The sequence below is a fragment of the Stenotrophomonas sp. S41 genome, assembly GCF_016624625.1.
In the GTDB taxonomy this organism is placed as follows: Bacteria; Pseudomonadota; Gammaproteobacteria; order Xanthomonadales; family Xanthomonadaceae; genus Stenotrophomonas.
Genome location: NZ_JACVTV010000050.1, coordinates 1 through 11,963, shown reverse-complemented (window position 1 = coordinate 11,963; position 11,963 = coordinate 1). Strand labels below are relative to the sequence as shown.

At 62.4% G+C, this 11,963-nt stretch carries 23 protein-coding genes; all 23 read right to left on the bottom strand.

Going from position 1 to position 11,963, the window contains the following annotated elements; genetic code table 11:
* The 23 genes from rpsM to rpsJ all read right to left on the bottom strand — a co-directional run bounded on the left by rpsM (position 1) and on the right by rpsJ (position 11,580).
* Positions 1-357 carry a 30S ribosomal protein S13 gene (rpsM, locus tag IAE56_RS12035; RefSeq protein ID WP_004145437.1) on the bottom strand — a complete coding sequence of 119 codons (357 nt, stop codon included), beginning with the start codon at positions 355-357 and terminating at the stop codon, positions 1-3.
* 345 nt (positions 358-702) lie between these two features.
* Complete coding sequence (gene secY, locus IAE56_RS12030) at positions 703-2,070, bottom strand: preprotein translocase subunit SecY (protein WP_079220761.1); 1,368 nt, start codon at positions 2,068-2,070, stop codon at positions 703-705.
* A gap of 7 nt (positions 2,071-2,077) precedes the next feature.
* The gene (rplO, locus tag IAE56_RS12025; protein WP_004154498.1) at positions 2,078-2,521 is read right to left on the bottom strand and encodes a 50S ribosomal protein L15; all 444 of its coding nucleotides are present in this window, start codon (positions 2,519-2,521) and stop codon (positions 2,078-2,080) included.
* Positions 2,522-2,527: 6 nt separating this feature from the next.
* Positions 2,528-2,719 carry a 50S ribosomal protein L30 gene (gene rpmD / locus IAE56_RS12020; RefSeq protein WP_004154497.1) on the bottom strand — a complete coding sequence of 64 codons (192 nt, stop codon included), beginning with the start codon at positions 2,717-2,719 and terminating at the stop codon, positions 2,528-2,530.
* The gene (rpsE, locus tag IAE56_RS12015; RefSeq protein WP_004145411.1) at positions 2,712-3,254 is read right to left on the bottom strand and encodes a 30S ribosomal protein S5; all 543 of its coding nucleotides are present in this window, start codon (positions 3,252-3,254) and stop codon (positions 2,712-2,714) included. Before rpsE ends, rpmD begins: the two co-directional genes overlap by 8 nt.
* 161 nt (positions 3,255-3,415) lie before the next feature.
* Positions 3,416-3,769, bottom strand: coding sequence for a 50S ribosomal protein L18 (rplR, locus tag IAE56_RS12010; protein WP_005408212.1), 354 nt, complete (start codon positions 3,767-3,769; stop codon positions 3,416-3,418).
* Between the two features lie 32 nt (positions 3,770-3,801).
* A complete protein-coding gene (rplF, locus tag IAE56_RS12005; RefSeq protein WP_108767852.1) occupies positions 3,802-4,326 on the bottom strand; it encodes a 50S ribosomal protein L6 in 525 nt (174 codons plus the stop codon).
* 18 nt (positions 4,327-4,344) lie between these two features.
* Positions 4,345-4,743: a 30S ribosomal protein S8 gene (rpsH, locus tag IAE56_RS12000; RefSeq protein ID WP_005408210.1), complete on the bottom strand. Its 399-nt coding sequence runs from the start codon at positions 4,741-4,743 to the stop codon at positions 4,345-4,347.
* A gap of 257 nt (positions 4,744-5,000) precedes the next feature.
* Positions 5,001-5,306, bottom strand: coding sequence for a 30S ribosomal protein S14 (gene rpsN / locus IAE56_RS11995; RefSeq protein ID WP_079220758.1), 306 nt, complete (start codon positions 5,304-5,306; stop codon positions 5,001-5,003).
* An 18-nt stretch (positions 5,307-5,324) separates the two neighbouring features.
* Complete coding sequence (gene rplE, locus IAE56_RS11990) at positions 5,325-5,867, bottom strand: 50S ribosomal protein L5 (protein ID WP_079220757.1); 543 nt, start codon at positions 5,865-5,867, stop codon at positions 5,325-5,327.
* A gap of 11 nt (positions 5,868-5,878) precedes the next feature.
* Positions 5,879-6,196, bottom strand: a complete 318-nt coding sequence (gene rplX / locus IAE56_RS11985; RefSeq protein WP_079220756.1) for a 50S ribosomal protein L24 — start codon at positions 6,194-6,196, stop codon at positions 5,879-5,881.
* Between the two features lie 16 nt (positions 6,197-6,212).
* Positions 6,213-6,581, bottom strand: coding sequence for a 50S ribosomal protein L14 (gene rplN, locus IAE56_RS11980; protein WP_010483978.1), 369 nt, complete (start codon positions 6,579-6,581; stop codon positions 6,213-6,215).
* Positions 6,582-6,592: 11 nt separating this feature from the next.
* Positions 6,593-6,862, bottom strand: coding sequence for a 30S ribosomal protein S17 (gene rpsQ / locus IAE56_RS11975; protein WP_079220755.1), 270 nt, complete (start codon positions 6,860-6,862; stop codon positions 6,593-6,595).
* Positions 6,863-6,873: 11 nt separating this feature from the next.
* On the bottom strand, positions 6,874-7,059 hold the full coding sequence (gene rpmC, locus IAE56_RS11970) for a 50S ribosomal protein L29 (RefSeq protein ID WP_108767851.1): 186 nt from the start codon (positions 7,057-7,059) through the stop codon (positions 6,874-6,876).
* Positions 7,059-7,472 (bottom strand): 50S ribosomal protein L16, encoded by a 414-nt coding sequence (gene rplP, locus IAE56_RS11965; protein WP_004154486.1) that lies wholly within the window; start codon positions 7,470-7,472, stop codon positions 7,059-7,061. The genes rpmC and rplP overlap by 1 nt, the downstream gene beginning before the upstream one ends.
* 5 nt (positions 7,473-7,477) lie before the next feature.
* The gene (gene rpsC, locus IAE56_RS11960; protein WP_004145350.1) at positions 7,478-8,212 is read right to left on the bottom strand and encodes a 30S ribosomal protein S3; all 735 of its coding nucleotides are present in this window, start codon (positions 8,210-8,212) and stop codon (positions 7,478-7,480) included.
* 18 nt (positions 8,213-8,230) lie between these two features.
* Positions 8,231-8,566 (bottom strand): 50S ribosomal protein L22, encoded by a 336-nt coding sequence (gene rplV / locus IAE56_RS11955; protein WP_004145348.1) that lies wholly within the window; start codon positions 8,564-8,566, stop codon positions 8,231-8,233.
* A 12-nt stretch (positions 8,567-8,578) separates the two neighbouring features.
* Positions 8,579-8,848 carry a 30S ribosomal protein S19 gene (gene rpsS, locus IAE56_RS11950; protein ID WP_108767850.1) on the bottom strand — a complete coding sequence of 90 codons (270 nt, stop codon included), beginning with the start codon at positions 8,846-8,848 and terminating at the stop codon, positions 8,579-8,581.
* Between the two features lie 6 nt (positions 8,849-8,854).
* Complete coding sequence (gene rplB, locus IAE56_RS11945) at positions 8,855-9,682, bottom strand: 50S ribosomal protein L2 (RefSeq protein WP_004145339.1); 828 nt, start codon at positions 9,680-9,682, stop codon at positions 8,855-8,857.
* A gap of 10 nt (positions 9,683-9,692) precedes the next feature.
* Positions 9,693-9,992, bottom strand: a complete 300-nt coding sequence (gene rplW / locus IAE56_RS11940) for a 50S ribosomal protein L23 (RefSeq protein ID WP_079220754.1) — start codon at positions 9,990-9,992, stop codon at positions 9,693-9,695.
* Positions 9,989-10,594, bottom strand: coding sequence for a 50S ribosomal protein L4 (rplD, locus tag IAE56_RS11935; protein WP_004145337.1), 606 nt, complete (start codon positions 10,592-10,594; stop codon positions 9,989-9,991). The genes rplW and rplD overlap by 4 nt, the downstream gene beginning before the upstream one ends.
* A gap of 12 nt (positions 10,595-10,606) precedes the next feature.
* Positions 10,607-11,257: a 50S ribosomal protein L3 gene (gene rplC, locus IAE56_RS11930; RefSeq protein ID WP_059066096.1), complete on the bottom strand. Its 651-nt coding sequence runs from the start codon at positions 11,255-11,257 to the stop codon at positions 10,607-10,609.
* An 11-nt stretch (positions 11,258-11,268) separates the two neighbouring features.
* A complete protein-coding gene (gene rpsJ / locus IAE56_RS11925; RefSeq protein WP_010341589.1) occupies positions 11,269-11,580 on the bottom strand; it encodes a 30S ribosomal protein S10 in 312 nt (103 codons plus the stop codon).
* Between the last annotated feature and the right edge of the window lie 383 nt (positions 11,581-11,963).

The window sequence follows — 11,963 nt, the reverse complement described above, 5'->3', positions numbered from 1 at the left end:
TTACTTCCTGATCGCCTTGCGCGGGCCCTTGCGGGTGCGGGCGTTGGTACGGGTGCGCTGGCCACGCAGCGGCAGGCCGCGACGGTGACGCAGGCCGCGGTAGCAGCCCAGGTCCATCAGGCGCTTGATCGCGATGCCGATTTCACGGCGCAGATCGCCTTCCACGATGTACTTGCCGACTTCGGCGCGCAGGCGCTCGATTTCCGGCTCCGACAGATCGCGGATCTTGGTGGTCGAAGCAACGCCTGCGACTTCGCAGACCTTCTTCGAACGGGTACGGCCGATGCCGTAAATGCTTTGCAACCCGACCCAGACGTGCTTCTGGGCTGGCAGGTTGACGCCTGCAATACGCGCCATGACGCGGTTCTCCAGCTGAGTGATGGCCGACAGCGCGCCTCGGGCACGCCAATCCGGCAGGATGGATCAAAAAAGTGAACTAGCGATACTAACAAGGTTCCGGTTTACATGGAAGCCCGTGAAACAATGAAGTTTCATGGACCCGGCCTGGGGAGTGTGCCCAGGCTCCGGCGCCGGACAAGGTTGGACCTGGGTTTCCCCGGGGCCGCCCGCGCTACTCCAGCGCAGGACCACCTCGCCACACCCCCACCCGGAACCGCTGCGGGGGCCGCCCTTCGTTTGTGTGGCCAGAGTCCGCGAAGCGGAGGACCATCACGTCAGGAAGACGAAAGTATAACAGGCTTATCAGCCGCGGGCAAAACCGCCGCGGTTGCCGCCCTTCAGGTTGGCCTTCTTCAGCAGGCTCTCGTACTGGTGGGACATCAGGTGCGCCTGCACCTGGGCGATGAAGTCCATCACCACCACCACGACGATCAGCAGCGAAGTACCGCCGAAGTAGAACGAGGCGTTCAGCTGCGTGCGCATCAGTTCCGGCAGCAGGCAGACGATCACCAGGTAGGCCGAACCGGCAGCGGTCAGGCGGGTCAGCACGCCGTCGATGTAGTCGGCGGTGGCCTTGCCCGGACGGATGCCCGGAATCAGCGCGCCCGACTTCTTCAGGTTGTCGGCGGTTTCCTGCGAGTTGAACACCAGCGCGGTATAGAAGAACGCGAAACCGGTGATCAGCGCAGCGAACACGATCATGTGCAGCGGCTCGCCCGGGCCCAGGGCGTTGGCGACCTTCTGCAGGGTCTGGCCGACGGCGCTCTGGTTGGCGGCCTGGCCGGACCACATGGCCAGGGTGGCCGGGAAGGCCAGCAGGCTCGAGGCGAAGATCGCCGGGATGACGCCGGCCATGTTCAGCTTCAGCGGCAGGAACGAGGTCTGGTTCATGTACGCGTTGCGACCGCCCTGGCGGCGCGCGTAGTTCACCGTGATCCGGCGCTGGCCGCGCTCGACGAACACCACGAAGAAGGTGAAGGCGAGGACGACGATGGCGATCAGCAGCAGCTGGATGAACTGGATGTTGCCGTCGCGGTAGGCGTCGAAGGTGTGGATGACCGCACCCGGCAGGCCCGCCACGATACCGGCGAAGATGATCAGCGACACGCCGTTGCCGATGCCGCGCTCGGTGACCTGCTCACCGACCCACATCAGGAACATGGTGCCGGCGGTCAGCGCGACCACGGCGGTGAGCACGAAGCCCATGCCCGGTGCGTACACGACCGGAGCGCCCGACGGTGCCACCTGGTTCTGCAGCGCCAGGGCGATCGAACCGCCCTGCACCACCGCCAGCAGCACGGCGCCGATGCGCGAATACTGGGTGATCTTGCGACGGCCGGACTCACCTTCCTTCTGCATCGCCTTCAGGGCGGGGAAGATGTGGGTGGCCAGCTGCATCACGATCGATGCCGAGATGTACGGCATCACGTTGAGCGCGAAGATGCTCAAACGGTGCAGGGCGCCGCCCGAGAACATGTTGAACATGTCCACGATGCCGCCGCCCTGCTGTTGCATCATGGCAAGCATGGCATCGGGATTGACGCCCGGCACCGGCACATAACAGCCGATGCGATAGACGATCAAAGCCCCGACGACGAACAGCAAACGTTGGCGAAGTTCAGTGAACTTGCCCATTCCGCCCGCGAGGTTACCGATGCCAGCTTGCGCCATGATTTTCTTACTCCGTCACGCTGCCGCCGGCAGCTTCGATTGCAGCCTTGGCACCGGCCGTGGCAGCAATACCCTTCAGGGTGAACGCCTTGGTCACTTCGCCCTTGACGACGACCTTGGCCTTCTTTGCAGTGCTCGGGACCAGCTTGGCAGCACGCAGGGCGGCGAAGTCGATCTCGCCGGCCGGCAGCTTGTCCAGCGCGTACAGCAGCACTTCAGCGGTGTCCTTGGCGATCGGCGAACGGAAGCCGATCTTCGGCAGACGACGCTGCATGGGGGTCTGGCCGCCTTCGAAGCCAGCTTTGATCTTGCCGCCACCCTTACGGGCGAACGAACCCTTGTGGCCGCGGCCGGCAGTCTTGCCCAGGCCCGAGCCGATACCACGACCGACGCGGGTACGCTCGGTGCGGGCGCCCGGTGCCGGGCTCAGTTCATTGAGACGCAGAGTCATGATCGATTACTCCTCAACCTTGACGAGGTAGTGAACGGTGTTGATCAGACCGCGAACCTGCGGGCTGTCCTTCAGTTCACGGACATCGTTGAGCTTGTTCAGGCCCAGGGCACGCACCGACAGGCGGTGACGCGACTGGGTACCACGCAGGCCGCGCACCAGGCGCACCTTCACAGTCTTGTTGGACTCATTAGCCATGGTTGAGTTCCTCCACCTTCTTGCCGCGCTTGGCCGCGATGCGAGCCGGCGACTGCGCAGCAGACAGGCCCTTCACGGTGGCACGCACCAGGTTGATCGGGTTGCGCGAACCGGTGGCCTTGGCCAGCACGTTCTTCACGCCAACCGCTTCCAGCACGGCGCGCATGGCACCGCCGGCGATGACGCCGGTACCTTCGGAAGCCGGCTGCATGAACACGCGGGCTGCGCCGTGACCATCCTTGATGGTGTGCCACAGGGTGCCGTTGTTCAGGTCAACGCTGACCAGGTTCTTGCGAGCCTGTTCCATCGACTTCTGGATGGCGACCGGCACTTCGCGCGCCTTGCCATAACCGAAACCGACCTTGCCTTCGCCGTCACCGACCACGGTCAGGGCGGTGAAGGTGAACTGGCGGCCACCCTTGACGGTCTTGCTGACGCGGTTGACCGCGACCAGCTTTTCGATCATGCCGTCGTCGACTTTCTCTTCGCGGTTACGGTCGCGATCGCGACCCCGCTGCTGACGTTCTTCTGCCATCTTGATTCCTTGGTAGTTTGGGTATGTACGGCTCGAGGCCGCTTATGGTTGTGGAGTACCGCGTTGGTGCGGTGGGCCGCTGCAGAAGAGCGGCGCCGCCCCGCCTCACTCAGGCGGGCGAGCAGGCGGACAGGGGACCCAAAGTCCCCTGCCCTTATCCCTTAGAACTGCAGGCCGGCTTCGCGGGCGGCTTCTGCCAGGGCCTTGATGCGGCCGTGGTAGCGGTAGCCCGAACGATCGAAGGCAACCTTCTCGACGCCGGCGGCCTTGGCGCGCTCAGCGACGATACGGCCGACCTTGGCGGCGGCATCGGCGTTCTTGCCGTTCTTCAGGCCTTCCATGACGTCGGTCTGGGTGGTGTTGGCGGCAGCCAGCACCTTGGAACCGTCGGCGGTGAAGACCTGGGCGTACAGGTGCTGGCCGGTGCGCAGCACCGACAGGCGGGCGACGCCGAGCTCACGGATGTGGGCGCGGGTCGACTTGGCGCGACGCAGGCGGGCGATGTTCTTGTTCATGATTTTTTTCCCTTGAAAGCGGAAGAGCCTAATTAGGCCTTCTTGGCTTCCTTACGGATGATGACTTCGTCGGAGTACTTCACGCCCTTGCCCTTGTACGGTTCCGGCTTGCGGAACGCACGGATCTTGGCGGCGACTTCACCGACGACCTGCTTGTCAGCGCCCTGCACCAGAATTTCGGTCTGGGTCGGGGTGGTGATGGTGATGCCTTCCGGCGCCACGAACACGATCGGGTGCGAGTAACCGAGCGACAGGCTCAGGTCCTTGCCCTGCATGGCAGCACGGTAACCCACGCCGACCAGCTCCAGCTTGCGCTCGAAGCCTTCGGAAACACCCTTGACCATGTTGGCCAGGATGGCGCGGACGGTGCCGGTCAGCGGGACCAGGTCAGCGTTCTCGGTGCTCAGGGTAGCAACGCCGTTGTCGACGTTGATGGCAATGCCAGCCGGCTTCGGCAGCGACAGGGTGCCCTTCGGGCCCTTGACGGTGACGGAATCGGCCTGGACGTTCAGTTCAGTCTTACCCAGGGTGACGGGCTTCTTGGCTACGCGGGACATAATATTACTCCTTTCGCCTTAGGCCACGAAGCACAGGACTTCGCCGCCGACGCCCAGCTGGCGCGCCTGCGCATCAGTCATGATGCCCTTGGAGGTGGAAATGATGGAGATGCCCAGGCCGTTCATGACCTTCGGCAGCTCGCTCTTGCCGCGGTACTGGCGCAGGCCCGAACGCGAGAAGCGCTTCAGGGTCGCGATGACCGGCTTGCCTTCGAAATACTTCAGCACGATTTCCAGCTCGGACTTGTTGTTTTCCAGCTGGGTCACGCGCAGGTCGGTGATGTAACCCTCGTCCTTCAGGACCTGGGCGATCGCAACCTTGATCTTGGACGACGGGGCTTTCACCGTCTGCTTGCCAACCGCGGCCGCATTCTTGATGCGGACCAGCAGGTCGGCGATGGGATCAGTCATGCTCATATGAGTACCTTTGAGTGCACCGATATCCGCTTTCGCGAAAATCTGTTGTCTCCTGGAAACGGGCCAGGTCCCTTGTTGCGGCAGGCCATCGGCCTGCCCTGCTACCCCGTTTGCACAGAGCAAGACGCGGGAGTATACGCCAAAAGAGCCCGGCTTGCGCCGGGCTCCCTGGTTTTTTTGCGTCGGGGAAGCTGAATGCCTCCCCTGCCCGGTTCAGGAACCCCCGGAGGGGCTCCTGATCACAGGGCCGGCTGGGATTACCAGCTGGCCTTGCGCAGACCCGGGACGTCGCCACGCATGGTGGCTTCGCGCAGCTTGTTACGGCCCAGGCCGAACTTGCTGTAGACGCCACGCGGACGACCCGACAGTTCGCAACGGTTGCGGTGGCGGCTCGGCGACGAATCGCGCGGCAGCTTGGCCAGCTTGGTTGCGGCGTCGATCTTCTCTTCGTAGGTCGCGTCCACGGAGGACACGATCTTCTTCAGAGCCGCACGCTTTTCAGCGTACTTCTTTGCCAGCTTTTCCCGCTTGATGTCGCGGTTGACCATGGAGGTCTTTGCCATTTCGGATTCCTCGACGGATCAGTTACGGAACGGGAACTTGAACGCTGCCAGCAGCGCCTTCGCTTCCGCATCGGTCTTCGCAGTGGTGGTGATGGCGATATCCATGCCGCGGATCGCGTCGACAGCGTCGAAGTCGATTTCCGGGAAGATGATCTGTTCCTTCACACCCATGTTGAAGTTGCCGCGACCGTCGAAGGAACGACCGGACACACCACGGAAGTCGCGCACGCGCGGCAGCGAGATGTTGATCAGGCGATCCAGGAACTCGTACATCTTGTGGCGACGCAGCGTGGTCTTGCAGCCGATCGGCCAACCATCACGGATCTTGAACGACGCAACCGACACACGCGACTTGGTGACAACCGGCTTCTGGCCGGAAATCTTGGTCATGTCGCCGACGGCGTTTTCCAGGATCTTCTTGTTGGTGGCCGCTTCGCCGACACCCATGTTCAGGGTGACCTTGACAAGCTTCGGCACTTCCATCGGATTGGTGTAACCGAACTGCTTCATCAGCGCCGGTACCACTTCTTCCTTGTAGAACTTTTCGAGACGGGAACTCATCTTCTCATTCCTCAGGCGTCGAGCGCCTCACCGCTGGAGCGGAACACACGCAGTTTGCGTCCATCCTCCAGCACCTTGAAGCCAACGCGTTCGCCCTTGCCCGAAGCCGGGTTCAGCACATTCACGTTGGAGATATGGATCGAAGCTTCGCGCTCGACCACGCCGCCGGCAACACCTGCCTGCGGGTTCGGCTTGGTGTGGCGCTTGACGATGTTCACGTTGCCGACGACCACACGGTCGCCGTCGACGCGGACGACTTCGCCCTGCTTGCCCTTGTCCTTGCCGGCGTTGACGACAACCTGGTCGCCCTTCTTGATACGGTTAGCCATGATTATCTCCTGTCGCTCACAGCACTTCGGGAGCGAGCGAGACGATCTTCATGAACTTCTCAGAGCGAAGTTCACGAGTCACCGGCCCGAAGATACGGGTGCCGATCGGCTCCTGCTTGTTGTTCAGCAGGACGGCAGCGTTGCCGTCGAAGCGGATCAGCGAACCGTCGGCGCGACGCACACCCTTGCGGGTACGCACCACGACGGCGTCATACACTTCACCCTTCTTGACCTTGCCGCGCGGAATCGCATCCTTCACGGTGACCTTGATGATGTCGCCGATGCCGGCGTAACGGCGCTTGGAACCACCCAGCACCTTGAAGCACATCACCTGCTTGGCACCCGAATTGTCCGCGACGTCAAGGTAGCTCTGCATCTGGATCATGATTCAGCTCCTTATTCAGCCGCGCGCGTGATGACTTCCACCACGCGCCAGTTCTTGGTCTTGGACATCGGAGCAATCTCGGTCACGCGGACGACATCGCCTTCCTTGCAGGCGTTGTCGGCATCGTGGGCGTGCAGCTTCGTCGAGCGCTTGATGTACTTGCCGTACAGCGCGTGCTTGACCTGACGCTCAACCAGGACGGTAACCGTCTTGTCCATCTTGTTGCTGACGACACGGCCTTCGACCGTGCGCAGCGCCTTGTTTTCGATATTGTCGCTCATAGCGGCCGTCCTTACTTCTTGCTGCCGAGCAGCGTCTTGACGCGAGCAATCTCGCGACGGACGCGGCGGATATCGTGAGTCTTCGGCAGCTGGCCGGTGACCTGCTGCATACGGACAGAGAACTGTTCCTTACGCAGGTCGATCAGGTGGGCCTTCAGTTCGTCAGCCGACTTTTCACGGAGAGTTTTCAGTTCCATCAGCGCACCGTCCGGGTCACGAAAGTGGTGGTGACCGAGAGCTTGGCGGCGGCCAGGCGGAACGCCTCGCGTGCCACTTCCTCCGAGACACCCTCGATTTCATAGATCATGCGGCCGGGCTGGATCTGGGCCACCCAGTATTCCACGTTGCCCTTACCCGAACCCATTCGAACTTCGATGGGCTTCTTGGTGATGGGCTTGTCGGGGAACACACGGATCCACATCTTGCCGCCGCGCTTCACGTAGCGGCTGATCGAGCGGCGGGCCGCTTCGATCTGACGCGCGGTCAGCTGACCGTGGGCGGTTGCCTTGAGGCCGTATTCGCCGAAGCTGACAGCGTTGGCGCTCCAGCTCAGGCCGTCGTTACGGCCCTTGTGCACCTTGCGGTACTTGGTTCGCTTGGGTTGCAACATTGTCGTTACCTCGCTTCACGAGCCGGGCGCTGACGGTCACCGCGGTCACCGCGATCGTGACGATCGTTGCGCGACGGGGTGTCGTCCTGCTTTTCCTGGCCAACCTGGGAGAAATCGAAGACCTCGCCCTTGTAGATCCAGACCTTGATGCCGATGATGCCGTAGGTCGTCTTGGCTTCAGCGAAGCCATAGTCGATGTCGGCACGCAGGGTGTGCAGCGGCACGCGGCCTTCGCGGTACCACTCCGAACGGGCGATTTCTGCACCGTTGAGGCGGCCACCCACGTTGACCTTGATGCCCAGGGCACCCAGGCGCATCGCGTTGCCAACCGAGCGCTTCATGGCACGGCGGAACATGATGCGGCGCTCCAGCTGCTGGGCGATCGACTCGGCAACGAGCTGAGCGTCCAGTTCCGGCTTGCGCACTTCGGTGACGTTGATGTGCGCCGGGACGCCCATCATCTCGCTCACTTCCTTGCGCAGCTTCTCGATGTCCTCACCGCGCTTGCCGATCACCACGCCCGGACGGGCGGTGTGGATCGTCACGCGAGCGGTCTTGGCCGGACGCTCGATCAGGATCTTGCTGATGCCGGCCTGAGCCAGCTTCTTGCGCAGCATTTCGCGCACTTTCAGGTCGGCTGCCAGGTAACCAGCGAACTCGGCCTTGTTGGCGTACCACTTGGAGTTCCAGTCCTTGGAAATGCCGAGGCGGATACCAATCGGATGAACTTTATGACCCATGGTCTTTTCCTTATCCGCTTACTTGGCGGCGCCCACAACCACAGTGATGTGGCTGGTGCGCTTGAGGATGCGGGTACCGCGGCCTTTCGCCCGCGCCATGAAACGCTTCAGGGTCGGACCTTCATCAACCATGATGGTCTGAACCTTCAGCTCGTCGACGTCGGCGCCCTGGTTGTTCTCGGCATTTGCAATAGCCGACTCCACCACCTTCTTGATCAGGTGGGCAGCCTTCTTGTCCGAGAACTTCAGCAGGTTGACCGCACGTTCGGCCGGCAGACCGCGCACCTGGTCAGCGACCAGACGAGCCTTCTGCGGGGAGATGCGCGCAGTGCGCAGGATGGCTTTCGCTTCCATTGTCATCTCTCCTTACTTACCCGACTTCTTGTCACCACCGTGACCCTTGAAGGTCCGGGTGATGGCAAATTCGCCGAGCTTGTGGCCGACCATGTTCTCGTTGACGAGAACCGGGATGTGGTTCTTGCCGTTATGCACGGCAATGGTGACGCCTACCATGTCAGGCAGGATCATCGAACGACGCGACCAGGTCTTGACCGGACGCTTGCTACCCGCAGCGGCAGCCACCTTAGCAACCAGGTGGTGATCGACAAACGGGCCCTTCTTGAGTGAACGTGCCATGGTCGATTAGCCCCTACGATCGCGGACGATGAACTGCTGAGTGCGCTTGTTATGGCGCGTCTTGTAACCCTTGGTCGGGACACCCCACGGGGTGACCGGATGCGGATTACCCTGGCCGGCCTTGGCCTCACCACCACCGTGCGGGTGGTCAACCGGGTTCATGGCAGCACCACGAACGGTCGGGCGGACGCCGCGCCAACGCTTGGCACCGGCCTTGCCCAGCTTTTCCAGGCTGTGCTCGTCGTTGCCGACTTCGCCGATGGTGGCGCAGCACTCGACCGGAACCTTGCGCATTTCACCCGAGCGCAGGCGCAGGGTGGCGTAGATGCCTTCGCGGGCAACCAGCTGCACGGCCGCACCAGCGGCGCGGGCGATCTGAGCGCCCTTGCCGGGCTTCAGTTCGATGCAGTGGATGGTGGTACCGACCGGGATGTTGCGCAGCGGCAGGGTGTTACCCGCCTTGATCGGGGCGTCCGAACCAGCGATCACCTGATCACCAGCCTTCAGGCCCTTCGGGGCGATGATGTAACGACGCTCGCCGTCGACGTAGCACAGCAGGGCGATGTGGGCGGTGCGGTTCGGATCGTATTCGATGCGTTCCACGCGCGCCGGGATGCCCAGCTTGTTGCGCTTGAAGTCGATGATGCGGTAGTGCTGCTTGGCACCACCACCGACGTGACGCACGGTGATGCGGCCATGGTGGTTACGACCACCCGAGCGGCTCTGCGACTCGACCAGTGCGGCGTGCGGAGCACCCTTGTGCAGGTCGGGGGTAACCACGCGCACGGCCGAACGGCGGCCGGGGGAAGTGGGCTTGAATTTCATCAATGGCATGGGATGTACCTCAGGCCTTGGCCGTTACATCGATCGACTGGCCGTCGGCCAGGCGAACGTACGCCTTACGCCAATCGCCGCGGCGGCCAGCACGGTTACGGAAGGACTTGTTCTTGCCCTTGACGTTGACCACGTTGACAGCCTCGACCTTGACGCCGAACAGCTGCTCAACCGCGGCCTTTACATCGGCTTTGGTGGCTTCGTTCGAAACTTCGAAGGCATACTGGTTGGAAAGTTCCTGAATGCGAGCGGTCTTTTCGGAGACACGCGGGGCACGCAGCACGCTGAAGATTTTTTCGTTGCTGTTCATGCCAGCCACTCCTCGACCTTCTTGACCGCATCAGCGGTGATGACGACCGTGTCGGCACCGACCAGCGACACCGGGTCCAGACCCTGGACGTCACGCACCTGCACGTACGGCAGATTGCGAGCGGACAGGTACAGGTGCTCGGAGGCTTCTTCAGTGACGATCAGCGGGCGCTTGCCCACTTCCAGGCCGGCCAGCTTGGCGATCAGACCCTTCGTGTTGGTCACTTCGACATCGAAGGACTCCACGATGGTCAGACGGCCCTGACGGTTCAGCTCGGACAGGATCGCGCACATGGCGGCACGGTACTGCTTACGATTGACCTTCTGCTCGAAGCTGCGCGGCTTTGCCGCGAAGGTGACACCGCCGCCGACGAAGATCGGAGCCGTCAGTGCGCCATGACGCGCGCCGCCGCCCTTCTGCTTCTTCGACTTCTTGGTGGTACCTGCCACTTCGGAGCGAGTCTTCTGCGCCTTGGTGCCGGCGCGACCGGCGTTGCGGTAAGCAACGACGACCTGGTGGACCAGATCTTCGCTGAAATCGCGACCGAACACGGCGTCGGAGACCGAGACCTTGTTGTTGCTACCCGTGATAACGAGTTCCATCGTCATCTCTCCTTATGCCTTGCTCGCCGGACGGACGATCACGTCGCCACCCGCCGCGCCCGGAACGGCGCCGCGAACCGCGATCAGACCGCGTTCGACGTCGACCTTGACAACTTCCAGGTTCTGGGTGCTCTGCTGCACGGAGCCCATGTGACCGGACATCTTCTTGCCCGGGAACACGCGACCCGGCGTCTGGCGCTGACCCAGCGAACCCGGCGCGCGATGCGACAGCGAGTTACCGTGGGTAGCGTCACCCATACGGAAGTTGTAGCGCTTGATGGTGCCCTGGAAGCCCTTACCCTTGGTGACACCCTGGACGTCGACGATCTGGCCGACTTCAAAGATGTCCGCCTTGACTTCGCCGCCGACGGCGAAATCGCCGAGCTGCGCGTCTTCAACGCGGAATTCCCACAGGCCACGACCCGCTTCCACCTTCGCCTTGGCGAAGTGGCCGGCTTCCGGCTTGTTGACCAGGGCAGCGCGACGAGCGCCGACGGTCACCTGCACGGCGCTGTAGCCGTCGGTTTCGACGGTCTTGATCTGCGCGATGCGGTTGGGGGTTGCTTCGATCAGGGTCACCGGGATGGAGCGGCCATCTTCGGTGAACACGCGGCTCATGCCAGCCTTGCGGCCCACGAAGCCCAACGAATACTTCTTCGTCATGGTCGTAGTCCTCAGGTCAGCTTGATCTGAACGTCGACGCCGGCAGCCAGTTCGAGCTTCATCAGCGCGTCCACGGTCTTGTCATTCGGGTCAACGATATCGAGCACGCGCTTGTGCGTGCGGGTCTCGTACTGGTCACGCGCGTCCTTGTCGACGTGCGGGGAGACGAGGATGGTGTAACGCTCGATCTTGGTCGGCAGCGGGATCGGGCCACGCACTTGCGCGCCGGTCCGCTTGGCCGTCTCAACGATCTCGCTGGCCGAACGGTCGATCAGACGATGATCGAACGCTTTCAGCCGGATCCGGATCTTTTGGTCCGCCATGGCGGTAGGTTCCTTCGTTAAAAGAGCGACAGACAAAGCCTCTGGGTTGCTTTGTCCCATGAAATCCCTGAATACGGACGGCCCGCACTCCTGCAGGCCGACAAGGTCAATCCGTAGACCTCAAAAACGTAGGCAGACCTAGAAACAGGCCTGCCCAGACGACGAAGCATAATGGCACGCAAGGCAGCTGTCAACAGTTTCCTGTTGACGCCGCCTGAATGGCATTGACCCTTCCTGGTCCGGGGAACACAAGGCACATCCTGTGCCTACTTTCCCGTTTGATACGCCCCGATGCCCTACCCAGGCAACATCGGGGCGCAGAGGGTAGCAGATTACTCGATGATGGTGGAGACCACACCGGCGCCGACGGTACGGCCACCTTC